At 72.2% G+C, this 24,450-nt stretch carries 25 protein-coding genes; 11 read left to right on the top strand and 14 right to left on the bottom strand.

Annotation, left to right across the window (positions count from 1 at the left end; translation table 11 throughout):
* Positions 1-26 precede the first annotated feature (26 nt).
* Positions 27-1,511, top strand: a complete 1,485-nt coding sequence (locus AC3ANS_RS03535) for a CehA/McbA family metallohydrolase (protein ID WP_488294781.1) — start codon at positions 27-29, stop codon at positions 1,509-1,511.
* Here AC3ANS_RS03535 and AC3ANS_RS03530 read toward each other — a convergent pair.
* Positions 1,495-1,959 (bottom strand): hotdog fold domain-containing protein, encoded by a 465-nt coding sequence (locus AC3ANS_RS03530; protein ID WP_488294780.1) that lies wholly within the window; start codon positions 1,957-1,959, stop codon positions 1,495-1,497. The genes AC3ANS_RS03535 and AC3ANS_RS03530 overlap by 17 nt on opposite strands.
* Positions 1,960-2,125: 166 nt before the next feature.
* Between AC3ANS_RS03530 and AC3ANS_RS03525 the strand changes: the two genes are divergently transcribed.
* From AC3ANS_RS03525 to AC3ANS_RS03515, 3 genes are read left to right on the top strand one after another with little or no spacing between them, the layout of a single operon-like run.
* Positions 2,126-3,241, top strand: a complete 1,116-nt coding sequence (locus AC3ANS_RS03525; RefSeq protein ID WP_488294779.1) for a TIGR03857 family LLM class F420-dependent oxidoreductase — start codon at positions 2,126-2,128, stop codon at positions 3,239-3,241.
* Positions 3,238-4,257 carry a phosphotransferase family protein gene (locus AC3ANS_RS03520; protein ID WP_488294778.1) on the top strand — a complete coding sequence of 340 codons (1,020 nt, stop codon included), beginning with the start codon at positions 3,238-3,240 and terminating at the stop codon, positions 4,255-4,257. Before AC3ANS_RS03525 ends, AC3ANS_RS03520 begins: the two co-directional genes overlap by 4 nt.
* A gap of 9 nt (positions 4,258-4,266) precedes the next feature.
* Positions 4,267-5,103: a patatin-like phospholipase family protein gene (locus AC3ANS_RS03515; RefSeq protein ID WP_488294777.1), complete on the top strand. Its 837-nt coding sequence runs from the start codon at positions 4,267-4,269 to the stop codon at positions 5,101-5,103.
* 13 nt (positions 5,104-5,116) lie between these two features.
* Here AC3ANS_RS03515 and AC3ANS_RS03510 read toward each other — a convergent pair whose 3' ends face one another.
* The 3 genes from AC3ANS_RS03510 to AC3ANS_RS03500 all read right to left on the bottom strand — a co-directional run bounded on the left by AC3ANS_RS03510 (position 5,117) and on the right by AC3ANS_RS03500 (position 7,350).
* Entirely contained in the window at positions 5,117-5,944 is an 828-nt protein-coding gene (locus AC3ANS_RS03510; protein ID WP_488294776.1) for a PASTA domain-containing protein, read from the bottom strand.
* A 285-nt stretch (positions 5,945-6,229) separates the two neighbouring features.
* The gene (locus AC3ANS_RS03505) at positions 6,230-6,583 is read right to left on the bottom strand and encodes a VOC family protein (RefSeq protein WP_488294775.1); all 354 of its coding nucleotides are present in this window, start codon (positions 6,581-6,583) and stop codon (positions 6,230-6,232) included.
* Complete coding sequence (locus tag AC3ANS_RS03500) at positions 6,580-7,350, bottom strand: trans-aconitate 2-methyltransferase (RefSeq protein ID WP_488294774.1); 771 nt, start codon at positions 7,348-7,350, stop codon at positions 6,580-6,582. The genes AC3ANS_RS03505 and AC3ANS_RS03500 overlap by 4 nt, the downstream gene beginning before the upstream one ends.
* 91 nt (positions 7,351-7,441) lie before the next feature.
* Here AC3ANS_RS03500 and AC3ANS_RS03495 point away from each other — a divergent pair, with 91 nt between their 5' ends.
* Positions 7,442-7,930: a MarR family winged helix-turn-helix transcriptional regulator gene (locus AC3ANS_RS03495; protein ID WP_488294773.1), complete on the top strand. Its 489-nt coding sequence runs from the start codon at positions 7,442-7,444 to the stop codon at positions 7,928-7,930.
* 4 nt (positions 7,931-7,934) lie between these two features.
* Here AC3ANS_RS03495 and AC3ANS_RS03490 read toward each other — a convergent pair whose 3' ends face one another.
* From AC3ANS_RS03490 to rsmI, 7 genes are all read right to left on the bottom strand, one after another.
* Positions 7,935-9,734: an ABC-F family ATP-binding cassette domain-containing protein gene (locus AC3ANS_RS03490; protein WP_488294772.1), complete on the bottom strand. Its 1,800-nt coding sequence runs from the start codon at positions 9,732-9,734 to the stop codon at positions 7,935-7,937.
* Positions 9,727-10,632, bottom strand: a complete 906-nt coding sequence (locus AC3ANS_RS03485) for a 4-(cytidine 5'-diphospho)-2-C-methyl-D-erythritol kinase (RefSeq protein WP_488294771.1) — start codon at positions 10,630-10,632, stop codon at positions 9,727-9,729. Before AC3ANS_RS03485 ends, AC3ANS_RS03490 begins: the two co-directional genes overlap by 8 nt.
* Entirely contained in the window at positions 10,623-11,501 is an 879-nt protein-coding gene (gene rsmA / locus AC3ANS_RS03480) for a 16S rRNA (adenine(1518)-N(6)/adenine(1519)-N(6))-dimethyltransferase RsmA (protein ID WP_488294770.1), read from the bottom strand. Before rsmA ends, AC3ANS_RS03485 begins: the two co-directional genes overlap by 10 nt.
* Before the next feature lie 47 nt (positions 11,502-11,548).
* Positions 11,549-12,634: a resuscitation-promoting factor gene (locus AC3ANS_RS03475; RefSeq protein ID WP_488294769.1), complete on the bottom strand. Its 1,086-nt coding sequence runs from the start codon at positions 12,632-12,634 to the stop codon at positions 11,549-11,551.
* A gap of 333 nt (positions 12,635-12,967) precedes the next feature.
* Positions 12,968-13,795 (bottom strand): TatD family hydrolase, encoded by an 828-nt coding sequence (locus AC3ANS_RS03470; RefSeq protein ID WP_488294768.1) that lies wholly within the window; start codon positions 13,793-13,795, stop codon positions 12,968-12,970.
* Positions 13,792-14,640, bottom strand: coding sequence for an alpha/beta fold hydrolase (locus tag AC3ANS_RS03465; RefSeq protein WP_488294767.1), 849 nt, complete (start codon positions 14,638-14,640; stop codon positions 13,792-13,794). The genes AC3ANS_RS03470 and AC3ANS_RS03465 overlap by 4 nt, the downstream gene beginning before the upstream one ends.
* Before the next feature lie 2 nt (positions 14,641-14,642).
* Positions 14,643-15,527 (bottom strand): 16S rRNA (cytidine(1402)-2'-O)-methyltransferase, encoded by an 885-nt coding sequence (rsmI, locus tag AC3ANS_RS03460; RefSeq protein WP_488294766.1) that lies wholly within the window; start codon positions 15,525-15,527, stop codon positions 14,643-14,645.
* Between the two features lie 23 nt (positions 15,528-15,550).
* Here rsmI and AC3ANS_RS03455 point away from each other — a divergent pair, with 23 nt between their 5' ends.
* Positions 15,551-17,170 carry a dolichyl-phosphate-mannose--protein mannosyltransferase gene (locus AC3ANS_RS03455; protein ID WP_488294765.1) on the top strand — a complete coding sequence of 540 codons (1,620 nt, stop codon included), beginning with the start codon at positions 15,551-15,553 and terminating at the stop codon, positions 17,168-17,170.
* 173 nt (positions 17,171-17,343) lie between these two features.
* On the opposite strand, the gene AC3ANS_RS03450 is transcribed toward AC3ANS_RS03455, so the two are convergent.
* The 3 genes from AC3ANS_RS03450 to AC3ANS_RS03440 form a co-directional block, all read right to left on the bottom strand.
* Complete coding sequence (locus AC3ANS_RS03450) at positions 17,344-17,868, bottom strand: hypothetical protein (protein ID WP_488294764.1); 525 nt, start codon at positions 17,866-17,868, stop codon at positions 17,344-17,346.
* A 254-nt stretch (positions 17,869-18,122) separates the two neighbouring features.
* Positions 18,123-18,716 carry a DUF6318 family protein gene (locus tag AC3ANS_RS03445; RefSeq protein ID WP_488294763.1) on the bottom strand — a complete coding sequence of 198 codons (594 nt, stop codon included), beginning with the start codon at positions 18,714-18,716 and terminating at the stop codon, positions 18,123-18,125.
* Between the two features lie 61 nt (positions 18,717-18,777).
* Positions 18,778-19,365: a TetR/AcrR family transcriptional regulator gene (locus AC3ANS_RS03440; RefSeq protein ID WP_488294762.1), complete on the bottom strand. Its 588-nt coding sequence runs from the start codon at positions 19,363-19,365 to the stop codon at positions 18,778-18,780.
* Between the two features lie 74 nt (positions 19,366-19,439).
* Here AC3ANS_RS03440 and AC3ANS_RS03435 point away from each other — a divergent pair, with 74 nt between their 5' ends.
* The 5 genes from AC3ANS_RS03435 to AC3ANS_RS03415 are packed head-to-tail and all read left to right on the top strand — an operon-like array spanning position 19,440 to position 24,427.
* The gene (locus AC3ANS_RS03435; protein WP_488294761.1) at positions 19,440-20,192 is read left to right on the top strand and encodes an SDR family oxidoreductase; all 753 of its coding nucleotides are present in this window, start codon (positions 19,440-19,442) and stop codon (positions 20,190-20,192) included.
* Complete coding sequence (locus AC3ANS_RS03430; protein WP_488294760.1) at positions 20,192-20,998, top strand: SDR family NAD(P)-dependent oxidoreductase; 807 nt, start codon at positions 20,192-20,194, stop codon at positions 20,996-20,998. The genes AC3ANS_RS03435 and AC3ANS_RS03430 overlap by 1 nt, the downstream gene beginning before the upstream one ends.
* The gene (locus AC3ANS_RS03425; protein WP_488294759.1) at positions 20,995-22,044 is read left to right on the top strand and encodes a phosphotransferase family protein; all 1,050 of its coding nucleotides are present in this window, start codon (positions 20,995-20,997) and stop codon (positions 22,042-22,044) included. The genes AC3ANS_RS03430 and AC3ANS_RS03425 overlap by 4 nt, the downstream gene beginning before the upstream one ends.
* A 1-nt stretch (position 22,045) precedes the next feature.
* The gene (locus tag AC3ANS_RS03420; RefSeq protein WP_488294758.1) at positions 22,046-23,269 is read left to right on the top strand and encodes an acyl-CoA dehydrogenase family protein; all 1,224 of its coding nucleotides are present in this window, start codon (positions 22,046-22,048) and stop codon (positions 23,267-23,269) included.
* A gap of 6 nt (positions 23,270-23,275) precedes the next feature.
* Positions 23,276-24,427 carry an acyl-CoA dehydrogenase family protein gene (locus AC3ANS_RS03415; protein WP_488294757.1) on the top strand — a complete coding sequence of 384 codons (1,152 nt, stop codon included), beginning with the start codon at positions 23,276-23,278 and terminating at the stop codon, positions 24,425-24,427.
* The last annotated feature ends 23 nt before the right edge of the window (positions 24,428-24,450 follow it).

Genomic DNA, 24,450 nt, shown 5'->3' with positions numbered 1-24,450 from the left:
CTCGGCTGGGCCATGCTGGAACCACCATGTCCACCCCTCCTCTGGATCGCCGCCGGCTGCTGCTGACCGGCGCCGGCATCGTCACCACGGCAGCCCTCACGACCTTCGAGCCCGCGGCCGCCGGCTCGACCGTCACGAAGAAGTTCACGGGCCACTTCTCCCCCGACGGCCACGAGGACTGGCGGTACCTGCCGTTCAAGGTGCCGCGGGGGGTGCACGACATCCAGGTGTCCTACTCCTACCCGCCGCCCACGGACACCGGCCTCGGGTTCAGCACCAACGTCGTCGACATCGGCATCTTCGACTCCTCGGGCACCGGCCTCGGCAACGCCGCCGGGTTCCGTGGATGGTCGGGCGGAGCTCGCTCCTCGTTCACGATCAGCCGCGGCTCCGCGACGCCCGGCTACGTGCCCGGGCCGATCTCACCGGGCACGTGGCGCATCGCCCTCGGCCCGTACCAGATCCTCCATCGCGTCGACTACCAGGTGACCGTGACCCTGCGCTTCGGCCCTCGTGGCGCGGCCTTCCACCCGGCGCCGGCACCGTCGTCCGTCTCGGGCACCGGCCGGAAGTGGTACCGCGGCGACCTCCACGTGCACACCGTCCACTCCGACGGCTCGCAGACGCAGCGCGACGTGATCACCCGCGCCCAGGCGGCCGGCCTCGACTTCATCGGCACCGCCGAGCACAACACCAGCACGGCTCAGCTCACCTGGGGCAGGTACGTCCCCGACGGATTCCTGGTGATCTCCGGGGAGGAGGTCACCACCCGCGCCGGGCACTGGCTCGCCACCGGGGTCCCGGCGGGCACCTGGATCGACTGGCGCTACCGGCCCGAGGACGAACGGCTGGCCCGGTTCACCCAGCAGGTGCGTGACCTGGGCGGCCTCTCGATCGCCGCCCATCCGAACATTCCCGTCTCGTCGATCCGGTGGGACTTCGACGCGAAGTTCGCCGAGGTCGACGCGGTCGAGGTCTGGAACGGGCCCTGGGACGGCTTCGACGAGGCCGCGGTGAAGCGGTGGCACAACCTCCTCACCGCAGGCACCTTCAAGCCCGCGGTCGGGAACTCCGACTCGCACAACGCCTCCCAGCGGATCGGGCTGCCCCAGACCGTGGTGCACGCCGAGTCGCTCTCGACCGCCGCGGTCATCGACGGCTACCGCGCCGGTCACTCGTGGATCGCGGAGTCCTCGGAGATCGATCTGAGCTTCACCGCGAGCCTCGGCGGCGTCACCGGTGGCTGCGGCGACCGGGTGCCGAGCACCGCCGCCGACGACGTCGAGGTCAGCCTCCGGGTCGACGGTGCCGACGGCTGCGTGGCGACGTTGCTCGGCCCGGGGCTCGAGACCTTCGCGACCCAGGCGGCCGACGAGACCGGTCTCATCGTGCTCGACACGACGATCTCCGGCGGGGTCGGGTTCGTGCGCGCCGAGGTGCGACGCGGCGACCAGCCGACCGACCCGATGGTCGCGCTGACCAACCCGGTCTTCCTCACCCCCGCGGGGTGACCCAGAGCCGGATCACGCCCTGGATGACCACGGTGCCGTCGTCGCGGACGCCACGGACCCGGACCGGCAGGTCGGGGTCGGTGCCCGTCCACTGCTCGGCGTCGGTCTCGGCGATGCAGACGATGTCGCTGGTGGCCTTGGCGGTGTAGGCGACCTCCATCCCCTTGGGGATCCACCGCTTGTCGGCGGGGATGGTCGCCTCGGCGAGCGCGCCCATCGCGGCCTCGAGGCCGTTGCACAGCGCGATCGCGTGCACGGTGCCCAGGTGGTTGTGCACCCGGCGGCGCTTGGGGATCAGCAGCTCGGCGTGGTTGGGCTCGATGGTCAGGAAGCGCGGGCGGATCGAGGCGAAGTACGGCGCCTTCTGCGCGAACAGCACCGAGAAGACCCGAGTGCCCACGACGGGTATCGCACGGGTCTTGTTCCACATCGTGAGGACCTGGCTCATCCGGCGCACATTACCGACCAGTAACGTTTTGGTCGAGGCCTGTGGATGACCGGTCGCGGAGGTCGGCGTACGGATCTAGCGTGGCGAGCACTCTCGGGACAGGACCACACGATGCTCGGACGGACCCACCTGACACGCGTCAACTGCGGTGCTAGCGTCCGCGACTGTGAACGAGAACACGTTCTACCCGCCCGGACGTCAGGACCTGCCCGAGATCGGCTGCTACGGGTTGGCCGGGCACACCTCGTCCCCGCGGGACCTGCTCGACGAGGTACGCCTGGCCGAGCGGCTCGGCATCGGCTCGGTGTTCCTCTCCGAGCGCTTCAACGTCAAGGACGCCGCCGTGCTCGCGGGAGCGGCCGGCGCGGCCACCGAGACGATCGGCATCGCCACCGCGGCGACCAACCACAACACCCGGCACCCGTTGGTGACCGCGACGTTCGCGACGACCATGCACCGGCTCACCGGCGGGCGCTACGCGTTCGGCCTGGGCCGCGGGTTCGACCTGCTCTTCGACGTGATGGGTGTCCCCCGCGTCACCGGCGCCCAGTTGGAGGACGCGATCGGCATCTACCGCTCGCTGTGGCACGGCCAGGCGGTCGCCGGCCACGACGGGCCCGCCGGCAGCTACCCCTATCTCTCCCAGGACAGCTCCTTCAACGAGGACATCCCGGTGCTGATGATGGCGATCGGCGGCCGCACCCTCGAGCTGGCCGGCCGGGTCGCCGACGGCGTCGTCCTGCACACGTTCCTCGGCGACGAGACGCTGGCCCGGTCGGTCACGACCATCCGCCGCGCCGCCGAGCAGGCCGGGCGCGACCCCGCCTCCGTGCGGGTCTGGGCCGTGCTCGCGACCGTCGAGGAGTCGTTGGGCGAGGAGGCCCGGCTGCGCAAGCTGGTGGGCCGGCTCGCGACCTATCTCCAGGGGTACGGCGAGGTGCTGGTGCGTGCGAACGGCTGGGACCTCGCGGCGCTCGAGCGGTTCCGCGCCGACGGGCTGGTCCAGGGCTACCCCGGGTCCTTCGACGCGGTCGGCACCGTCGCGGAGCTCACCCACCTGCGCGACGAGGTGCTGCCCGCCGAGTGGCTCGCGGCCTCGGCGACCGGATCGGCGGCCTCCTGCGCGGCGCGCATCCAGGACCAGCTCGACGCCGGCGCGGACAGTGTGATCCTGCACGGCGCGACCCCGGCCGAGCTCGCGCCGGTGCTCGACGCCTGGCGGGCGATCCGGCCGGCCGAGCAGCTCGCCGGCCTGCCGACCAACCCGGGGTGGGCGCGATGAACGTCGAGGACCTGACCCCCGGCTGGATCGGCGGGGTGCTCGACGCCGAGGTGAGCGCCGTCGAGGTCGAACGGGTCGGCACCGGCCAGATCGGCACCTGCTACCGGCTGCAGCTGACCGGAGCCGGCGTACCGGCGTCCGTCCTGGTCAAGCTGCCGCCGGCCGACGTGGGGACCCGGGAGATGATGGCGGGCGCCTACCGCGGGGAGATCCGGTTCTACCAGGAGGTCGCGCCGACGGTCGCCGTACGCGTGCCCTTCTGCCACCACGCGTGGATCGCCGACGGATCGGGCGACTTCGTGCTGGTCATGGAGGACCTCGCCCCGGCCGAGCAGGGCGACCAGATCGCCGGGTGCTCGGTCGACCAGGCCCGGGACGCCGTCGTCAACCTCGCCGGGCTGCACGGGCCGCGGTGGTGCGACCCGGGGCTGGTCGAGGTCGAGACGCTCGGTCGCAACGGGCCGGACGAGATCGCGCTGCTGCTGGAGATGTACGGCCCGACGACCGACCTGTTCCTCGACGGACTCGGCGACCTCGTCAGCGCCGAGGACGCCGCGACGATCCGCGCCTGCGAGCCGGTGCTGGAGGCCTGGCTGCTCGGGCGTCCCGAGCGGTTCGGGCTGGTGCACGGCGACTACCGCCTCGACAACCTGATGTTCCCGCCGTCCGGGCCCGGCGTGGTCGCGGTGGACTGGCAGACGCTCAGCCTCGGGCTTCCCGCCCGCGACGTGTCGTACTTCCTCGGCACCAGCCTGCACGTCGAGTCCCGGCGGACCCACGAGCGCGACCTGGTCGCGGCGTACCACGACGCACTGCTCACCCACGGGGTCACCGGCTACGACCTCGGTCAGTGCTGGGACGACTACGTGTTCTCGATGATCCAGGGTCCGCTCGTGTCGGTGTTCGGCTGCGCCTATGGCACCCGAACCGAGCGGGGCGACCGGATGTTCGCGGCGATGATCGAGCGCTCGTGCGCCGCGATCCGCGACCTCGGAACGCTCGACATCGCCCCGTAGGGTCCGGTCATGCGACGAGCGTTGGTGTTGGGTGGCGGCGGGGTCACGGGGATCGCCTGGGAGACCGGGCTGCTGCTGGGCCTCCAGGACCTCGGGGTGGATGTCGCCAACGCCGACGTCGTCGTCGGGACCTCGGCCGGGTCGGTCGTCGGCGCCCAGGTCACGACCGGCATCTCGCTGGTCGACCTCTTCGAGCACCAGGTGTCGCCCCCGAAGCCGGCGCCGCTCGCGAGCATCAGCCCGCTGGTGCTCGCCGGGTTCGTCCGAGCCATGGTCCGGGCCCGCGGAGACCTCGAGGCGTTCGGCCGGCACGTCGGGCGCTGGTCGGCTCGGCGGGCGGCGGCCGGCAGGCTGCCGACCCTGGAGGAGCGCCTGGCGGCGATCCGGGAGCGGCTGCCGGTGCAGGAGTGGGCCCCGGACGGCCGGCTCCGCGTCACCGCCGTCGACGTCGCGAGCGGCGCCCTCCGGGTCTTCGACGGCGCCGACGGCGTCTCGCTGGTCGAGGCGGTCGCCGCGAGCTGCGCCGTGCCGGGCGTCTACCCACCCGTGCCGATCGCGGGCCGAACCTACATCGACGGCGGCGCCCGATCGGGCTCGAACGCCGATCTCGTCGCCGACTGCGAGCGGGTCCTCGCGCTCACCCCGGTCGACCGCGCGGCCGGCCCGATGCGGACCGCCGGCCAGCTGCTCGGCGCGACCCCGCACCTGGTGGTCTCGCCCGACCGGGCCTCGATGGCCGCCATCGGCAAGAACGTCCTCGACCCGGCCCGGAGGGCCGACTCGGCCCGCGCCGGCCGGGCCCAGGCGCTCGCGGTCGCACCTCTCGCCCGCGAGATCTGGGGCTAGGGCCTCCTCAGGCTCAGGGTGAGCCCAGACGCAGCGCGACGCCGCGGATCTCCTCCCCCTCAAGGAAGAGCGTCACGCCCCACCAGTCGATGCAGGAGCCCACGGTGTCGCGGGCGGGCGTGAGCGTGATTGCGCGAAGACCCTTCAGCTCGGCCGGCGGGTCGTCGCCGCCGGCCGGACAGGTGCCGACGACCCCGCGGCGCAGCTCGTAGTAGCCGCCACTGCTCGCCACGACGTCCAGCGCAGAGAACGGACCCGCTCGCTCGGCGTACTCGGTGCGGAGCCGCCAGGCTGCGGGGTCGGCCCGCTCCTCCGGACTCACGGTGGTCGAGGCGAGCCCCTCCTCGACCCCGGTCCACACATCGTCGGCGACGAAAGGCGCCGCGAGGGACGGGTCTGCGGCGAAGCGGTAGAACCGGCGGGCCAGCGACGCGTCCGGCCCCAGCACCGGGCCGAGGTCGCCGTCGGCAGGGTCGCACGGCCCTCGGAACTCATCGAGGTCCAGCATCGCGACGGCCAGCCGCACCTGGGTGTCGTCGGTGAGCACGGTGCCGGCCGGGGGCGACTGCCGCACGACAGTGCCCGGCCGGGCCTCGCACCGCACGGTCGCGGTGCGCCACTCGGATCCGAGCCCGAGGTCGCCGATCACGCGGTCCACCTCGGCCGACCCGAGCCCGGCGAGGTCCGGCATCGTCGCCACCTCGGCCGTCGGGCTCTTCGGGCTCGGCGCCGTCGGTCGCGACTCATCCGCCACCTCGTCCGGGTCGCTCGGCGTCCCGCAGGCGGCCACCACCAGAGCGAGGGCCACCAGCGCCATCCACCACCGCGTCCGCCTGCTCATCAGCCCCCTCCTCGCGTCGTACCTGTGACACGCGCAGCGAGGCGCCGAGGTTGGCCGCTGGCCGGCGGTGCACCACCCACCGCGAACCCCGGCGCCGCCGGCACTGTCCCGGGCCGGCGGTGCACCACCCACCTCCCGCGCCCCAGATCAGGTGGACCAGCCACCGCCCACCCCGGCCGACACCGGCACTGACCCGGGCCGGCGGTGCACCACCCACCTCCCCCGCCCCCGAACACGTGGACCAGCCACCGCCCACCCCGGCCGACCCGACGCCCTACCTCGCCGTCAGGCCAGCACCTCGACGCGGTTGCCGTGGGCGTCGAAGGCGTGGAAGCGCTCGAAGCCGGGGAACGTGTGCCGCTCGCTCCAGTCGACGTCGAAGCCGAGCGCGACCAGGCGGCCAGCCACCGCCTCCAGGTCGTCGACGACCAGCGCGGGGTGCGCCTTGCGGGCCGGGGCGAAGGGCTCCTCGACACCGAGGTGGATCTCGGCGGTCCCGGCGCGGAACCAGCAGCCGCCGCGGCCGGCCAGCTCGGCCGGCTTGGCGACCTCGGTCATGCCGAGGCCGTCGCGGTAGAACCGGCGCGCCGCCTCCTCGCCGCCGCCCGGACAGGCGACCTGCACGTGGTGGAGCCTCATTCCGGCACCTGGGCGACCACGAAGACCCGGCGGAACGGCAGGACGACGCCGTACTCGCGTCTGGGATAGGCCTCGTCCAAGCGCCGCTTGAACTCCGTCTCGAACGACGTCCGCAGGTCGTCCGGCAGCGCCTGCAGGGTCGGTCGCGCGCCGGTGCCGGAGACCCAGGTGAACACCGGGTCGTCGCCGGTGAGCACGTGGAGGTACGTCGTCTCCCAGGCGTCGACCGTGCAACCGAGTGTCGCCAGCCGGCCGAGGTAGACCGCCGAGTCATGGCTGCTCGGCACGGCGACCCCGCGCGTGTGGGCGGCGTACGGCGGCTGCGCGGCGAGCTCGTCGCGGATCGTGTGGCTGGGCTCGCCGAAGTTGCCCGGCACCTGGAACGCCAGCCAACCACCGGGCGCGACCGCGGCGACCAGCCGCGGCAGCAGCTCGAGGTGGCCCGGCACCCACTGGAGGGTCGCGTTGGAGACCAGGACGTCGACGGGCGCGGACGGAGCCCAGCCGCGCAGGTCGCCCACCTCGAACGTGATGTCGGGGGCAGCGGCCCGAGCGGCGGCGATCATCTCCGGGCTCGAGTCGACACCCGCCACCCGAGCCTGCGGCCAGCGCTCGGCGAGCAGCGCGGTGAGGTTGCCCGGCCCGCACCCGAGGTCGACCACGGTGCGAGGGCGATCGGCTCGCACCCGGGCGAGCAGATCCACGAACGGCCGGCCGCGCTCGTCGGCGTAGGCCAGGTAGCGGGCGGGGTCCCAAGTGTGCGCCATGGCTCCTCCGATTATCTTGACGTCAAGAGATACTGTCCGCCTCGACTCTCTCGATGTCAAGATTCTCGACGGGATCCGCTACGCTCGTGACATGCGGGACGAGGTCGACGCACTGGTCGAGGCCTGGGCGCGCGAGCGACCCGACCTCGACCTCGGGCCTGTCGAGGTCTTCAGCCGGATCAGCCGGCTCTCACGTCAGCTCGACCTGGCGCGGCGCGACGCGTTCACCGCCGCTCGCGTCGAACCGTGGGAGTTCGACGTGCTGGCGGCGCTGCGCCGAGCCGGTACGCCGTACGAGCTCTCCCCCGGCCGTCTGCTGCGCGAGACCATGGTGACCAGCGGCACGATGACCAACCGGGTCGACCGGTTGACGTCCCGCGGCCTGGTCGAACGGCTGCCCGACCCCCACGACCGTCGCGGCGTGCTGGTCCGCCTCACCCTCGAGGGCCGCACCGCCGTCGACGAGGCGTTCGAGGCGCTCGTGGCCGCGGAGCGGACGTTCCTGGCCGCGCTGCCCGAGCGCGACCGCCCCCGCCTGGCCGCGCTGCTGCGCGCGCTGTCGGCGCCGTTCTCGGGCTGAGCGACTACTCCAGCACCTCGGCGGCCTCGAGCCACTCGAGCTCCAGGTCGTCCTTCTCCGCCGCCAGCGCCTGCAGCTGGACGCTGAGCTCCGCGAGCCGCTCGTAGTCCTGGGCGTGCTCGAGCACCTCGGCATTGAGCTCGGCCTCCTGCTCGGCGATCCGCGCGAGGCGCTTGTCGATCCGGGCGATCACCTTGCGCGCCGCACGCTCCTCGGCGCTGCCGGGCTTCGCCTTCGTCGAGGCCGGTACGTCGGACTCCGCGGGCTGGTCGTCGTGGTGGGCCAACCCGTCGAGGTGCAGGGCCTCGGCCCGGCGCTCGAGGTACTCGTCCACCCCGCGCGGCAGCATCGAGATCTGCCCGTCGCCGAGCAGCGCCCACACCGAGTCGGTGACCCGCTCGAGGAAGTAGCGGTCGTGGGAGACCACGATCAGCGTGCCGGGCCAGCCGTCGAGGAAGTCCTCCAGGACGTTGAGCGTCTCGATGTCGAGATCGTTGGTGGGCTCGTCGAGCAGCAGCACGTTGGGCTCCTCGAGCAGCAGGAGCAGCAGCTGGAACCGGCGCCGCTCCCCACCCGACAGGTCCCCGATCCGGGCGGTCAGCTTGTCGCCGGTGAACCCGAACCGCTCCAGCATCGAGCTGGCCGTGATCTCCCCGCCGTCGGTGGTCTTGGTGACCCGGCGGTACGACTCGACCATCGGCAGCACCCGGCCGTCGGGGTCGAGCTCGTCGAGCTGCTGGGTCAGGTGCCGCAGCGCGACGGTCCGGCCCCGCTTGACCTTGCCGACCCGCGGCGCCAGCACACCCGCGACGAGGTTGAGGACCGAGCTCTTGCCCGCACCGTTGACCCCGACGATGCCGACCCGGTCGCCGGGCCCGAGTCGCCAGGTCGCATGGGTGAGCAGGACACGCTCACCGCGCACCAGATCGACGTCCTCGAGGTCGATGACGTCCTTGCCGAGCCGCTGGGTCGCGAACTTCTGCAGCTCGAGCCGGTCGCGCGGCGGCGGCACGTCCTCGATCAGCTGGTTGGCCGCGTCGATGCGGAACTTCGGCTTCGAGGTCCGCGCCGGCGGGCCGCGGCGCAGCCACGCGAGCTCCTTGCGGACCAGGTTCTGCCGGCGGATCTCGGAGGCGGCCGCCTGCCGCGATCGCTCGGCCTTGGCGAGCACGAACGCGGCGTACCCGCCCTCGTAGGCGTCGACCACACCGTCGTGGACCTCCCAGGTCCACTGGCAGACCTCGTCGAGGAACCAGCGGTCGTGGGTGACCACGACGAGCGCGGACGTACGCCGGACCAGGTGCTGGGCCAGCCACGCGACGGCCTCGACGTCGAGGTGGTTGGTCGGTTCGTCGAGCACCACCAGGTCGTGGTCGCCGAGCAGCAGCTCGGCCAGCGAGCACCGGCGCCGCTCGCCACCGGAGAGCCCCGACACGGGCCGGTCGAGCGCGACCCCGGCCAGCAGCACCTCGACGATCTCGCGCATCCGCGAGTCGGCGGCCCACTCGTGGTCGGAGCGCCCGCCGAGCACGGCCTCGCGGACCGTGTGCGAGTCCTCGAGCTCGTCGCCCTGGTGGAGGTACCCGATCAGCAGACCCCGCTGCCGCGAGACCCGCCCCGAGTCGACCTCCTCCAGGCCGGTCATCACCTCCAGCAGCGTGGTCTTGCCGTCGCCGTTGCGGCCCACGATGCCGATCCGCTCACCCGCGCCGATGCCGAGCGAGACGTCGGTGAGCAGCGGGCGCACGCCGTACGACTTGGACACCCGCTCGAGGTTGACCAGGTTGGTCCCGGGGCTAGGCATACGACACCAGGTGGGCTCCGGAGACGGGGCCGTTGGCCGCGAGCACGACCGGGTGGCCGGCGCCGGACAGGTCGGCCGCCAGGGACCTCGCGTGGTCGGCGGACCCGCACAGGAACACGCAGGTCGGTCCGGAGCCCGAGACGATGCCACGCAGCGCGCCGGCCTCCTCGCCGCGCTCGATGAGGCGGCCCAGCTCGGGGCGCAGGTCGATCGCGGCGGCCTCGAGGTCGTTGTGCAGCGCGTCGGCGAGCGCCCAGGTGTCGCCGGTGGCGATCGCCTCGAGCAGCGCGTCCGCCGGCACCGGCTGGGACGGGACGTCGGGGAACATCTTGTCGAAGTGGCGGTAGACCTCGGGGGTCGGCAGTCCGGTGTCGGACGGCACGACCACCCACCACCAGGTGCCGCGGTCGTCCACGGGTGTGACGAGCTCGCCGCGCCCGACGCCGAGGGCGGTGCCGCCGAGCAGCGCGAACGGCACGTCGCTGCCGAGCCGGGCGGCCAGGCCGAGGAGGTCGTCGTCGGTGGTGCCCAGGCCCCACAGCCGGTCGAGCGCGACCAGGGCGGCCGCGGCGTCCGCGGAGCCGCCGGCCATGCCACCGGCCACGGGGATCGCCTTGTTGATGTGGACCTCGCCGGTCGGCTCGACGCCGTGGTGGGCGGCGAGCAGGGACGCGGCCCGGTCGACGATGTTGTCGCCGGCCAGCGGGACCGCGTCGTCGTCCATCCAGTCCGGCACGGTCACCCCGACGCTCCAGTCGGGAGCGATCCGGGCCGTGACGTCGTCGTAGAGCCCGATGGCCTGGTAGACGGTCACCAGCGGGTGGAAGCCGTCATCGCGGGGGGCGCCGACGCCGAGGTGCAGGTTGACCTTCGCGGGCGCGCGCACGGTCACCTCCACGGCCCCTCCTCCCACGGCAGGCCCTCCGCGATCCGGGCGAAGTCCTCCACGCGCAGCGACTCCCCGCGGGCGAGCGGGTCGACGCCGGCACGTTCGAGAGCGGCGTCGACGGCCTCGGCCGGCGCGAGCGAGCGGAGCACGCCGCGCAGCACCTTGCGGCGGTGGGCGAACGCCGCGTCGACGACCGCGAACACCTGCTCGCGGGTCGCGGTCGTCTCCGGCGGCTCGCGGCGGGTCCAGGCGACCAGGCCGGAGTCCACGTTGGGCGCCGGCCAGAACACGTTGCGGCCGATGGCGCCGGCCCGGCGTACGTCGGCGTACCAGGCGGCCTTGACCGAGGGGACGCCGTACACCTTGGAGCCCGGGGGCGCCGCCAGCCGGTCCGCGACCTCGGACTGCACCATCACCAGTCCGCGCTCGAGGGAGGGCAGCAGCATCAGCAGGTGCAGCAACACCGGCACCGAGACGTTGTAGGGCAGGTTGGCGACCAGGGCCGTCGGCGCCGGCCCCGGGACCTCCTCGATGCGCATCGCGTCGGCGAGCACGACCTCGAAGCGATCGGCCTGGCCGGGGGCGTAGGTCGCGATGGTCTCGGGCAGTCGTCCGGCGAGCACCTCGTCGACCTCGATCGCGACGACGCGGCCGGCGACCTCGAGCAGCGCGAGCGTCAACGAGCCCAGCCCGGGGCCGACCTCGACGACGACGTCGTGGCCGGTGACGCCGGACTCGCGGACGATGCGGCGCACGGTGTTGGCGTCGATGACGAAGTTCTGGCCGCGCTGCTTGGTGGGACGCAGGTCGAGCTCGGCGGCGAGCGCTCGCACGTCCGCCGGTCCGAGGAGCCTCGGACCGGCGGAGGTGTCAGACATGTGCGCCAGCGTAGTCAGCGCGGTGTGGGCCGCCCTGACGTGGGCAGCTATGTGGGGAGTCCCAGCGCGTGCGCGCAGCCCGGCCACGCGCCGTAGCCGCCGGACGCGTCGCGCAGCTTGGTGGCGATGGCGATCTGCGTCTCCCGGCTGGCGCTGCTCGGCAGGCCGGAGCCGCCGTACGCCTGCCAGGTGCCGAGGCTGAACTGCAGCCCGCCGTAGTAGCCGTTGCCGGTGTTGGTGGCCCAGTTGCCGCCGGACTCGCACTGGGCGAGCTTGTCCCACACGCTGTTGCCGGAGGCGTAGACGCTCACCGGGGCCTTGGTGCCGACCTTGACGATCTCGTCGACCGGCTGGCGCAGCACGTCCTGGCTGACGACCTTGCGGACCGAGACCTTGCCGTTGCGGTAGACGATCCGGTAGGTCACGTCACGCAGACCGGTCCGACCCGCGCGGACCACGTCGGTCTCGCCCTGGGTCATCGACGCGTCGTCCTGCTTGACGGTGCCGAAGCCGACCACCTCGCCGGCGACGTGCAAGGTGGCAACCCGGACGTTGGTGAACACCAGCGTGTCGCCGTCCTCGAGCCGGTGCTCCGGCGCGGGGCGGGTCTGGTCGTGCTTGCCGAGCGTCACGCCGAGCTCGTCGAGGGCGTCCTCAACGGTGAGCGCCGTGAGGGTCCTGGTGACCATCTTGTGGGCGCCGATCTTGACCTTCAGGGTCTTGGGCGTGACTACCGCGAGGCTCATACCCCCGCGGTCGATCGCCCCACCCCGGCTGGCCGACAGCTCGGCGCCGTCGTAGGTGCGCCCGATCTCGTCGAGCGCGCGGGAGACCGTGGTGGCGGTGACCCAGTAGGTGTGGGTCTGGCCGTCGACGTTCAGCTCGAACGGACGGGCGTACTGCACCGAGATCTTGCTGCCGTCGTCGATCCGCTCGTCGAGGCTCGGCGCGACGACGTCGCGCGAGGACACCTCGATGCCTACGGACTTCAGCACGTCGCCGACGGTCCCGCCGAAGGCGGTGACCTCCTGGGACTTGCCGTCGACCGAGAGGGTCACGGTCTTGCTCAGTGCGCTGTAGCCCCAGGTGCTCCCCGCGACCGCGAGGACGACCACCGCCGCGAGGGTGACCATCAGCGGACGGCTCCTGCTGGCTCGGCTCAGCAGGCTCTTGCTGGGCTCTTGCTGCTCATTGCTGTGCTCATTGATGGGCACGATTCTCCGAACGTCGTACGACCCGGGCCTCGGGGGCCAGTGCGTCCCGACGTGTGTTCCCCACACGCACTGGTCTGGTGTCCTGCAGTCCCGATCCCGGCGATTTCGCGGTCCAGCCGAACAGCCAACGTGCCAGAAATGCAAACCGAGCGGGCGGAAATCTGTGGATCGTGAGCAGGATCTCGATGGCAAATTCTGCTCTTGCCGGGCCTTCCGGGGCAGCGAACACCCGCTCTGACCAGGGCGGATGCGCTACCAGGTGCCCCCGAACGCGGTCTCGGTGTTGCCGTTCACCGCGACGCACAGCTCGGCGAGGTCAGCGCCGCGAACCTCGGCCATCGTCCGCATCGTCAGCGGCACGAGGTAGGACGCGTTGGTGCGGCCGCGGTGGGGCGTCGGGGTCAGGTACGGCGCGTCGGTCTCCACGAGCACCCGGTCGACCGGCGTGATCGCGAGCGCGTCGCGCAGCGGCTGAGCGTTCTTGAACGTCACGGTGCCCGCGAACGACAGGTAGGCGCCGCGGTCCAGGCAGCGACGCGCGAACTCGGCGTCACCGGAGAAGCAGTGCATCACCCAGCGCTCCGGCGCGCCCTCGTCGTCGAGCACGTCGAGCACCGCGTCGTGGGCGTCGCGGTCGTGGATGACGAGGGTCTTGTCGAGTCGCTTGGCGAGGTCGATGTGCCGGCGGAACGACTCGACCTGGACGGCCCGCCCGTCCTCGCCGGTGCGGAAGAAGTCCAGGCCGGTCTCCCCCACCGCGCGGACCTTCGCGTGGGCGCCCGCGAGCTGCTCGATCTCGGCCATCGCTGCGTCGAGGTCCGGCAGTCGCGGCGCCTCGTTGGGGTGCAGCGCGACACCGGCGACCAGCGCGTCGTACGCCGCCGCTGCCTCGACCGCCCACCGGGCGCTGGGCAGCTCGCAGCCGATCTGGACGATCCGGGTGACACCGACGGCCGCCGCGGCCGCGAGGGCCTCCTCCACCGGCCAGGGCTCCTCGTCGCCGCGGGCGGTGTCGAGGTGGCAGTGGTTGTCGACCACGGGGTGCGGCAGCGGCTCGGGGGCAGGAGGGCGCTCGGTCACCGCGTCGCCTCCGCTGCCCGGACCCGGCGCACGATCGCGGCCGCGCACTCGTCGGGCGCCTGCGTCGGGATCCAGTGCGAGGTGCCCTCGAGCACGACGAGCTCGTAGTCGGCGTCGACGAACCTCCCGGTCTCCTCCGCGCCCTTGCGGGCGACCGCGACGTCGCCGTCGCTCCACACGAACGTCGTGGGCACGGCGACCCGGCCGGTGCCGCTGGGGTCGCCCAGCGGAATGGCCCGGTACCACCCGAGCGCGTGCGGGAGCGCGCCGTCCGCGACGATCTCGCGCCGGAACAGGGCGACCTCCTCGGTCGTCATGCCGGCACGGCGCAGGGACAGGTCGAACGGGCCACCCGCACGCGACGCGGCGAGCTCCGCGACCCGCGGGAGCTGGAAGAGCCCGATGTACCAGGACCTCAGGCCCTGGGTGGACGTCAGGCCCGCCTTGAGGAACGCGTTCGGGTGCGGCACCGAGACCGCGGTCCAGGTGCGCAGCAGCTCGGGCCGCCGGGCGGCGACCGTCCAGCCGACGACCGCGCCCCAGTCGTGGCCGACCAGGTGGACAGGGGCGCCGATCTGGTCGACCAGCGCCGCGACGTCGCCCACGAGGTTGCTCAGGCGGTAGTCGCGCCGGCGCCGCGGACGCGCGCCGGGAGAGTAGCCGCGCTGGTCGAGCGCGTAGGTCCGCAGCCCGGCCGCGTGCAGGAGCGGGGCCACGTGGCGCCAGGAGGTGTTGCGCTCGGGGAACCCGTGCAGCAGCACCACCGGCGCGCCGTCCAGCGGCCCCTCGTCGAGGACGTCGAAGGTCAGGCCGTCGTGCTCGTACTGGCTGATGCGTCCGGTCATGGTCACCCCTGTGCCCCGTGGCCCGCGCCGTGAACCAGGTTGTAGACCTCGCGCTTCGGTACGCCGGCGCGGCGGGCGACCTCGACGATCGCCTCCTTGCGGGGCGTTCCCTCGGCCTCGAGGTCGGCGACCGCGGCCCGCAGGCTGGCCGGGTCGCCCGCGACCTCGGCCTCCGGGTCGGCACCGGCCACCACGATCGTGACCTCGCCGCGCACGCCCTCGGCCGCCCACGAGACGAGCTCGGCCAGCGGACCACGCCGTACCTCCTCGTGGGTCTTGGTCAGCTCACGGCAGACCGCGGCCGCCCGGTCGTCCCCGAGTGCCTCGGCCATCGCGGCCAGCGCCGCCTCGGTCCGGTGCGGTGCCTCGAAGAACACCATCGTGCGGCGCTCGCCCGCGAGATCCGCGAGCCGCCGGCGCCGCTCGCCGGGCTTGCGAGGCAGGAACCCCTCGAAGCAGAACCGGTCGACCGGCAGCCCGCTGACCGCGAGGGCCGTCAACACCGCCGACGGGCCGGGTACGGCGGTCACGCGCACGTCGTGCTCGACCGCGGCGACCACGAGGCGGTAGCCGGGGTCGGAGACGCTGGGCATCCCCGCGTCGGTGACGAGCAGGACCCGCTCCCCGGCCAGCAGGCTCTCGAGGAGTGCCGGCGTGCGCGCCGACTCGTTGCCCTCGAAGTAGGACACCACCCGCCCGCTGATCGTCACCCCGAGGTCGGTGGTGAGGCGCTTGAGCCGGCGGGTGTCCTCGGCCGCGACCACGTCGGCGGTCGCCAGCTCCTGCGCCAGCCGCGGCGGGGCGTCCCCGACCTGCCCGATGGGGGTCGCCGCGAGCACGAGCACACCGATGCTGTCGTCCACGGCACGATCATCGCAGCGTCTCATCCCCGGCCCGTATCCTCGGGCCCGTGACGACCGGCTCCCCTCCCTCTGCCTGGGAGCGCGCGCGGAGCCGGGTCCGGCTCGAGGACCCGTTCATCGGGTGGACGGCGAGCGTCGCGGTCGCGCTGCTGGCGCTGTTCCTGCGGTTGTGGCGGCTCGGCTCGCCCCGGATCTTCGAGTTCGACGAGACCTACTACGCCAAGGACGCCTGGTCCCTGCTCAACTACGGGTTCGAGCGCAACGGCACCGACAAGGCCAACGAGCTGATCCTCCAGGGGCAGACGCTGTCCGGCGTCTTCAAGAACACCCCGGAGATGATCGTCCACCCCGAGGTCGGCAAGTGGCTGATCGCCGCCGGCATCAAGGTCTTCGGGATGGACCCGTTCGGATGGCGGGTCGCCTCGGCCGTCGTCGGGTCGCTGATGGTGCTGGTCATGGTCCGGCTCGCCCGCCGGCTCACCGGGTCGACGCTGCTCGGCGTCGTGGCCGGGCTCCTGCTGTGCTTCGACGGGCTGCAGTTCGTGCTGTCCCGCCTGGCGCTGCTCGACATCTTCGTGGCGTTCTTCCTGCTGTGCGGGGTGCACTGCGTCGTCGCCGACCGCGACTGGCACCGCGCCCGGCTCGCCCGGCTCGTCCCGGAGCCGATCACCAGCTCGCGCGCCTGGGGTCCTGTGCGCGGCCTGCTGTTCCGGCCGTGGCTGCTGCTGGGGGGCCTGTGCTGGGGGCTGGCCCTCGGCTCGAAGTGGGAGGCGATCTATCCGCTCGCGGCGTTCGGCGTACTGGTGTGGCTGTGGTCGGCCGGCGCCCGCCGCTCGTTCGGTGTCCGCTGGCCGCTCCTGCGCTCGGCGCTCGTCGACGGCGTACCCGCCTTCGTCCACCTCGTGCTGGTCGCGGTCGTGGTCTACGTCGCGACCTGGACCGGCTGGCTGATCCACGCCCACGAGTACGAGGAACACCTCTCGGCGACCCAGTACACCCACTACGACGGCGGGCAGGACTGGCCGACGCGGACCGAGGCGGACGCGTCGGGGTTCGGGGAGGTCACCCAGTCACTGAGGTCGCTCTGGTACTACCACCGCGACGTCTACGCGTTCCACACCCACTTCCTCAACGACAGCACGCACACCTACGCCTCCAACCCGGCCGGGTGGTTGCTGCTGAACCGGCCGGTCGGCGTCGCGGCCGACACCGGCATCAAGCCCGGTACCCAGGGCTGCAACGCACCGGCGGGCAGCGACTGCCTGCGGCAGGTCCTGCTCCTCGGCAACCCCACCCTGTGGTGGGGCGGCTGCCTCGCCCTGATCGCCGCGGCGGTCATGTGGGCCGGCTCCCGTGACTGGCGCTACGGGGTGGTGGTCGTGGGGGCTGCCACCACCTGGCTGCCGTGGTTGCAGTACGACGACCGGCCGATCTTCTCCTTCTACGCCGTGATCACCCTGCCGTTCCTCGTCCTGGCCCTGGTGATGGCTATGGGGAAGCTGATCGGCTCGGGTGCCACCCGCCGGCGTACCGCCGGGGTCATCATCTCCGGCACGTTCTTCGTGCTCGTGCTCCTGAACTTCGCCTGGTTCTGGCCCATCTACACCAACCAGCTCCTCACCCATCGCGAGTGGGTCGACCGGATCTGGTTCTCCCGCTGGATCTAGCCGCGTCTGGCGTGTCGCCTGCGGCGCCACGCCGGACGCGGATGGCTCTTGGCGTGGTCATCCGACGGTGTGGTGACGGCGGGTGGGTCAGATGCAGGCCGCTGTCTCGCGCGCGACCACACAGTGCGGTGGCTGGGATGAACCTGGTTCAACCAATCCACCGCACTACCCGATCAGCCACCCACCAGCACCGGCCGCGCCGTCACCACCCGCAACGGCTCCGCCGCACCCGGGATCGTCACCGTTCCGTCCACATGCCGCCACCCACCGGCCCCGACCCGGAAGTCCGCCGCATACGTCGTGTCCACACTCACTGCCACCCGCCCCTTGGACACGTATCGGTGCGTGATCTCCAGATCCGGATACGCCGACCCCGCCGAGCTCGTCTGCTCCGAGGTCCCATCCCCATAACGCCACACAAACGACTCCGGCCAGATCCGCAGCTCCACCCGCTGCCCCAACAGGTGCACCACCCGCGTGAACCCACCCTGCTCGGTGTAGAAGTTCGTCTCGAAGTTCACCAACGTCCGCCCACCCGGCGGCTGCACCACCAGCTCCGACGCCGGCAACGGAACCCGCCGGAATGCCGCCAACACCAACCCCGGCGTCACCACCGGCGGAGCAGCGACGGTGTCCTCGCAGTTGCTGCCTCCGTAGCTCTCCGAACCATCGGTCGCGACGAAGTAGGCCAGCGTCATGACCGATCCATCCGGGCAATACGCGACGTCGGCGCAAGTCCGGTCCCCACCTAGCCCGGCTGCGCACGCGTCGTAGACCTCCCAGTGGCCCGTGACCGGATCTCCTGCTGCGGTTGGCGCACCCTGTTGGTTGCCTGGGTTGTACCCGGTTCCTCCCGCCCAGAAGTAGCCCGGACCCGAGCCGGTGTCCGTCGCGTCTGCCGGGCAGGCTACGAAGACGGCTGCAGTCGCAGCCGCCAGGAGAGTGGTGATAGCTAACGCTTTGATGGGTCCTCACCCCAATACTCGAGCGTCCACGCGCCATCGATCCTACGGAGGAGACTCATCGCTCGAACCTGCTTCGACTGATACACCTGGTCGGCCTGGTTACCCGGGTAGTCGATCGTTTGGCGCGATGCCGCTAGGCGGTACCAAACGGTGACCCGATTCCCGCCATCGAACGACGCGCTCGACACGTCCGACAGTTCGTAGGCGCCGCCGCGGACTTCCGCATCCTTCGCCACCAACTGCTCGAGAGCACGAAGGCCACCAGTGCACGGGCGACATCCGTCGTCAGTCAGCCCGCGTAGACCGTCGAGATCTCCCGTGGCCTGGGCGTAGTTGACCATCTCCCAGTAGAACTTCACGAACGCCTCAGCAGCGGCGGCATCGGTGCCCCGCGCAGCGGCCGGCATCGTGGGCTCTACGGGGCCGGAGACAGCGGTGGTGGACGGAGCGGTGGGCTCCGACGGGGTGGGGTCGGCGAACTTGGGCTGGGGGTCACTGCCGGAGCACGCGCCGAGCGCGAGCACCGACGCGAGCGCCAGGGCGGTGAGGGCCGTCCGAGACCGGTTCACGGCGATCATCATTCCCCGGTCATCGCCGTGGCGAAACCGGTCGATGTCGACCTGTGGAGGACTGCCGGAAGACCTACGCGGCGCCGACCATCCGGAGGGCGAGGAGCCGGTAGTGGGCGGCGACCTCGTCGGGGGTCCAGCGGCCCTCGTCGCGATACCACCGCGCGACGTCGATGCCGAGGGAGAGGAGGGCGAGGGCGGTCATCCGGGAGTCGGGGGTGGTGAAGACGCCGGCCGCGACGCCCCGGTCGAGCACACCGCGCACGACCAGGTCGATGTCGTGGCGGATCGCGCGGATCTCGGCGAGGTGCTCGTCGGTCAGCGCCGACAGCTCGTAGTTGATCACCCGGGCGCCGGTGTGCTGGTCGGCGTGGTCGCGGACGAAGTCCTCGACGAGCTGCCCGAGCTGCTCCACCGGGTCGGTGAGCCCCGCCACGGAGGCACGCACCATCTCCAGCACCCGCAGGTGCCCGACCCGCGCGAGCTCGAAGAGCAGCTCCTCCTTGGAGCGGTGGTGCACGTACAGCGCGGCCGGGCTCATCCCGGCCGTGGTGGAGATGTCCCGGGTGGTGGTCCCGTGGAAGCCACGGGCGGCGAAGGCGTCCACCGCCGCGGCCGCGAGCCGGGTCCGGGCATCGGGAACGGGGGTGGACGCACTCATGCACGGCATGGTAAGCAAGCGCTTAGTCAGCATGCAAGGCCACCGCCACCGGGGCCACGACGAGGAGGACACACGTGCAGGGAATCGCCGGCAAGGTCGCGATCATCACCGGAGCCAGCCGCGGCATCGGCCTGGGCATCGCCCAGCGCCTGGTGGACGAGGGCGCCAAGGTCTGCCTGACCGCACGCAAGCCCGAGGCCCTCGATGAGGCCGTCGCCAGTCTCGGCGGCGCCGAGCACGCGATCGCGGTGGCCGGCAAGGCGGACGACCCCGAGCACCGCGAGGACGCCGTACGGCGCACCATCGAGACGTTCGGCAGCCTCGACCTGCTCGTCAACAACGCCGGCATCAACCCCGTCCTCTCGAGCCTGGTCGACCTCGACCTCGGCGCCGCGCGCAAGATCGTCGAGGTCAACGCGCTCGGGGCCCTCGCCTGGGTCCAGTCCGCGCACCGCGCGTGGATGGCCGAGCACGGCGGCTCGATCGTCAACATCTCCTCGGTCTCGGGCGTCAAGCCGGCCCCGGGCATCGCGATGTACGGCGCCTCCAAGGCGATGCTGATCAGCCTCACCGAGTCCCTCGCCGTGGAGCTCGGCCCCACGGTCCGGGTCAACGCGGTGGCCCCCGCGGTCGTGAAGACGCAGTTCGCCGGGCCGCTGTACGAGGGTCGGGAGGACGAGGTCGCGAGCACCTACCCGCTCAAGCGGCTCGGCCTCCCCGAGGACGTGGCCGGCGCGGTCGCGTTCCTGCTCTCCGACGAGGCCTCCTGGGTCACCGGCCAGACCCTCACCCTGGACGGCGGCCTGACGCTCACCGGCGGGGTGTGATGACCGACCAGCTCAACGGCAAGGGCGTCGTCGTCACCGGCGCCGGTCGCGGCATCGGACGCGCCCTCGCGACCCGGCTCGCCGCGGAGGGCGCCCGGGTCGTCGTCAACGACCTCGACCCGGCCACCGCCCAGGCCGTCGCCGACGACATCGGCGGCACCCCGGCCCCGGGCGACGCCTCCTCCGCAGATGGGGTCGCGGCACTCATCGACGCGGCCACCGAGGCGCTCGGGCGCATCGACGTCTACTGCGCGAACGCCGGCATCGACGGCGCGGGCAGCCTCGGTGGCGTCGACAGCCTGCAGACCCCGGACGAGCACTGGCAGCGCATCCTCGACGTCAACGTCATGGCCCACGTCCGTGCGGCCCGCATCCTGGTGCCGCGCTGGCTGGAGACGGGCGGTGGCCGCTTCGTCGTCACCGCCTCGGCAGCCGGGCTGCTGACGATGATCGGCAGCGCGCCGTACTCCGTGACCAAGCACGCCTCGGTGGCCTTCGCCGAGTGGCTCTCGGTCAGCTACGGCCACCGCGGCATCGTGGTACAGGCCATCTGCCCCCAAGGCGTGCGCACCCAGATGCTCGAGGACGCGGGCCCGTTGCAGGACCTGCTCTCCCGCGACGACGCGCTCGAGCCCGAGCAGGTCGCCGACGCGTGGATCGCGTCCCTCGCGGACGACCGGTTCCTCGTGCTCCCGCACCCGGAGGTCGCCGGCTACTACGCCGCACGCGCGACCGACACCGACCGCTGGCTGGCCGGCATGCGCCGCCTCCAGCACAAGCTCGACGAGAGCGGACTCCTGTCATGACCGAGCTGCAGACGACCGACGTCCCCGGCCTCGACCTCACCGCCTTTCGCACCTGGTACGACGCGCAGCGGCCCGGCGACATCGCCGGCGAGCTCAGCGCACGGCTGATCGCGGGCGGCCGGTCCAACCTCACCTACGAGGTCACCGACGGCGCCGGCTGGTGGATCGTGCGGCGCCCCCCGCTCGGCCACGTGCAGGCGACCGCCCACGACATGGGCCGGGAGTACACCGCGATGTCCGCGCTCCGCGACACCGACGTCCCGGTGCCCACGACGTACGCGCACTGCAGCGACCCGGACGTGCTCGGCGCGCCGTTCTACGTGATGGAGCGGGTGATCGGCACCGCGTACCGGTCGGCCCAGGAGCTCCGGGAGCTCGGCGCGGAGCGCACCGCGAGCATCGCCCGCGAGATGGTCGACGTGCTCGCCCGGCTGCACACCGTCCACCCCGCAGCGGTCGGACTCGGCGAGTTCGGGCGGCCGGCGGGCTTCCTCGAGCGTCAGGTCCGGCGCTGGGGCCAGCAGCTCGAGGGCTCCAAGACGCAGGACCGCCCCGGCGCCGACGAGCTGCACCGCCGGCTCACCGCGCGCGTGCCGGAGGACTCCGACGAAGGGGACGCGTGGGCCGGGATCGTGCACGGCGACTACCGCCTCGACAACCTGCTGACCGGAGCCGACGACCACATCAAGGCCGTCGTCGACTGGGAGATGGCCACGCTCGGCGACGTCCGCACCGACCTCGCGCTGCTGCTCGTCTACGACCGGCTGGCCGAGCTCCCGGCCGCCGGCCTGGTCTCCGACGTGAGCACGGCGCCCGGCTACCCGACCGGCGAGGAGCACCTCGCGCGGTACGCCGAGACCCGTGGCCGCGACCTCGGTGACATGGGATTCCATCTCGGACTCGCCTACTTCAAGCTCGCCGTGATCCTCGAGGGCATCAACTTCCGGTTCCTCCAGGGCAAGACCGTCGGCGAGGGATTCGACCAGATCGGCGCGGGGTTCGACCCGCTCATCACCGCGGGGCTGGATGCCCTCGGAGAGGACTGACATGGACTTCGCACACGACGAGAAGACCGCCGAGCTGATCGAGCGGCTCGAGACCTTCATGGCGGAGCGGATCGTGCCCTCCGCGCCTGTCTTCCACGAGCAGCTCGGCCAGCTCCCGGACCGCTGGGCATGGTCGGAGGCTCCGGTGCTCCAGGAGCTGCAGGCCGAGGCCCGTCAGCTCGGGCTGTGGAACCTCTTCCTCCCCCACGAGCACGCGGACTCCCCCGGGCTCACCAACCTCCAGTACGCCCCGCTCGCCGAGATCACCGGCCGCTGCGGCCACCTCGCGCCGGCGGCCCTCAACTGCGCGGCCCCCGACACCGGCAACATGGAGGTGCTCTCGCTCTTCGGCAACGACGAGCAGAAGGAGCGTTGGCTCCAACCGCTGCTGAAGGGCGAGATCCGCTCGGCGTTCGCGATGACCGAGCCGGACGTCGCGTCCTCCGACGCGACCAACATCGAGACCCGCATCGAGCGCGACGGCGACGAGTACGTCATCAACGGCCGCAAGTGGTGGATCACCGGCGCGATGAACCCGCACGCCGAGATCTTCATCGTGATGGGCAAGACCGACCCGTCCGCCTCCCGGCACCGCCAGCAGAGCATGGTGCTGGTGCCCCGCGACACCCCCGGCGTCATCATCAAGCGCGGCATGGAGGTCTTCGGGTACGACGACCACGAGCACGGCGGCCACGCCGAGCTGGAGTTCCGCGACGTACGCGTCCCGGTGGCCAACCTGATCGGTGAGGAGGGCACCGGGTTCGCGATCGCCCAGGCCCGGCTGGGTCCCGGCCGCATCCACCACTGCATGCGCGCGATCGGCATCGCGGAGACCGCGATCGAGCTGATGTGCCAGCGGGCCTCCTCCCGGGTGGCGTTCGGCCGGCCGCTGGCCGACCAGGGCGTGGTCCGCGGCTGGATCGCGGAGTCGCGCGTCAAGCTCGAGCAGCTGCGGTTGCTGGTGCTCAAGACCGCCTGGTTGATGGACACCGTCGGCAACCGCGGCGCGCACACCGAGATCCAGGCGATCAAGATCGCCACCCCCGAGACCGTGCAGTGGATCCTCGACAGGGCCATCCAGGTGCACGGCGGCGGCGGGCTCTCGCAGGACTTCCCGCTGGCCTACGCGTTCGCCCAGGTGCGCACGCTGCGCTTCGCGGACGGCCCCGACGAGGTGCACAAGAGCTCGCTGGCCAAGGCCGAGATCGCTCGCTGGAAGGCCTGAACCCGGATGGACCTCAGCCTCAGCGACGAGCAGCAGGCGTTCCGCGACCTGGCACGCGACTTCCTCGACCGCGAGGCGGTCCCGCACCGCACGGCCTGGGACCGCGCCGAGTCCGTCGACACCGCGATCATCCCCAAGATGGCCGAGATCGGGTTCTTCGGCCTCACGATCCCCGAGGAGTACGGCGGGCTCGGCGGTGACTACGTCACCTACGTGCTCGGCATGGAGGAGCTCGGCCGCGCCGACTCCGCGCTGCGCGGCATCGTGTCGGTCTCCAACGGGCTGGTCGGGAAGTCGATCCTGGGCTTCGGGAGCGAGGAGCAGAAGCAGCGCTGGCTGCCCGGCATCGCGGACGCCAGCATCCTCGGGTGCTTCGGGCTCACCGAGCCCGACACCGGGTCCGACGCGGGCAACCTCACCAGCCGGGCTCGGCGCGACGGCGATGACTGGGTGATCAGCGGCCAGAAGCTGTTCATCACCAACGGCACCTGGGCCCACGTCGCGCTGGTGTTCGCGCGCACGGGCGGCCCGGGACCGAAGGGTGTCAGCGCGTTCCTGGTGCCCACGGACACCCCCGGCTTCGAGGCGCGGGAGATCAAGGGCAAGCTCGGGCTACGCGGGCAGGCCACCGCCGAGCTGTTCCTCTCCGAGGTCCGCGTCCGCGCCGACGCGCTGCTCGGCGAGGAGGGCCAGGGGTTCCGGATCGCGATGACCACGCTCGACAAGGGCCGCGTCTCGGTCGCGGCCGGCTGCGTCGGCATCGTGCAGGGCTGCCTCGAGTCCGCCCGCGACTACGCCACCAGCCGCACCCAGTTCGGCCGGCCGCTCGCGTCCTTCCAGCTCGTGCAGGAGCTGATCTCCGACCTCTCGGTCGACGCCGACGCGGCACGGCTGCTGGTGTGGCGCTGCGCCGACCTGATCGACCGCGGCGAGCCCTTCGGCACCGCCGCCTCCAAGGCCAAGCTGTTCGCCTCCGAGGCCGCCGTACGCGCCGCCAACAACGCGATCCAGGTCTACGGCGGCGCCGGGTACGTCGACGAGCACCCGGTCGAGAAGTACCTGCGCGACGCCCGCGTCATGACCCTCTACGAGGGCACCAGCCAGATCCAGAAGCTGCTCATCGGCCGTGCCGAGACCGGCATCAGCGCCTTCGTCTGACCCACCCACGCCAGGCTCCAGGA

This window comes from Nocardia sp. 149-1B (assembly GCF_057747975.1).
Note: the sequence above shows the minus strand (reverse complement) of the source record. Positions and strands in the feature narration are given on the sequence as shown.

Bases quoted from the DNA above. Each gene is read 5' to 3' on its own strand.
- AC3ANS_RS03535 (WP_488294781.1), top strand. From the start codon at position 27: ATGTCCACCCCTCCTCTGGATCGCCGCCGGCTGCTGCTGACCGGCGCC.
- AC3ANS_RS03530 (WP_488294780.1), bottom strand. From the start codon at position 1,959: ATGAGCCAGGTCCTCACGATGTGGAACAAGACCCGTGCGATACCCGTC.
- AC3ANS_RS03520 (WP_488294778.1), top strand. From the start codon at position 3,238: ATGAACGTCGAGGACCTGACCCCCGGCTGGATCGGCGGGGTGCTCGAC.
- AC3ANS_RS03515 (WP_488294777.1), top strand. From the start codon at position 4,267: ATGCGACGAGCGTTGGTGTTGGGTGGCGGCGGGGTCACGGGGATCGCC.
- AC3ANS_RS03510 (WP_488294776.1), bottom strand. From the start codon at position 5,944: ATGAGCAGGCGGACGCGGTGGTGGATGGCGCTGGTGGCCCTCGCTCTG.
- AC3ANS_RS03505 (WP_488294775.1), bottom strand. From the start codon at position 6,583: ATGAGGCTCCACCACGTGCAGGTCGCCTGTCCGGGCGGCGGCGAGGAG.
- AC3ANS_RS03500 (WP_488294774.1), bottom strand. From the start codon at position 7,350: ATGGCGCACACTTGGGACCCCGCCCGCTACCTGGCCTACGCCGACGAG.
- AC3ANS_RS03495 (WP_488294773.1), top strand. From the start codon at position 7,442: ATGCGGGACGAGGTCGACGCACTGGTCGAGGCCTGGGCGCGCGAGCGA.
- AC3ANS_RS03490 (WP_488294772.1), bottom strand. From the start codon at position 9,734: ATGCCTAGCCCCGGGACCAACCTGGTCAACCTCGAGCGGGTGTCCAAG.
- rsmA (WP_488294770.1), bottom strand. From the start codon at position 11,501: ATGTCTGACACCTCCGCCGGTCCGAGGCTCCTCGGACCGGCGGACGTG.
- AC3ANS_RS03475 (WP_488294769.1), bottom strand. From the start codon at position 12,634: ATGGTCACCCTCGCGGCGGTGGTCGTCCTCGCGGTCGCGGGGAGCACC.
- AC3ANS_RS03465 (WP_488294767.1), bottom strand. From the start codon at position 14,640: ATGACCGGACGCATCAGCCAGTACGAGCACGACGGCCTGACCTTCGAC.
- rsmI (WP_488294766.1), bottom strand. From the start codon at position 15,527: ATGAGACGCTGCGATGATCGTGCCGTGGACGACAGCATCGGTGTGCTC.
- AC3ANS_RS03450 (WP_488294764.1), bottom strand. From the start codon at position 17,868: ATGACGCTGGCCTACTTCGTCGCGACCGATGGTTCGGAGAGCTACGGA.
- AC3ANS_RS03445 (WP_488294763.1), bottom strand. From the start codon at position 18,716: ATGATGATCGCCGTGAACCGGTCTCGGACGGCCCTCACCGCCCTGGCG.
- AC3ANS_RS03440 (WP_488294762.1), bottom strand. From the start codon at position 19,365: ATGAGTGCGTCCACCCCCGTTCCCGATGCCCGGACCCGGCTCGCGGCC.
- AC3ANS_RS03430 (WP_488294760.1), top strand. From the start codon at position 20,192: ATGACCGACCAGCTCAACGGCAAGGGCGTCGTCGTCACCGGCGCCGGT.
- AC3ANS_RS03425 (WP_488294759.1), top strand. From the start codon at position 20,995: ATGACCGAGCTGCAGACGACCGACGTCCCCGGCCTCGACCTCACCGCC.
- AC3ANS_RS03420 (WP_488294758.1), top strand. From the start codon at position 22,046: ATGGACTTCGCACACGACGAGAAGACCGCCGAGCTGATCGAGCGGCTC.
- AC3ANS_RS03415 (WP_488294757.1), top strand. From the start codon at position 23,276: ATGGACCTCAGCCTCAGCGACGAGCAGCAGGCGTTCCGCGACCTGGCA.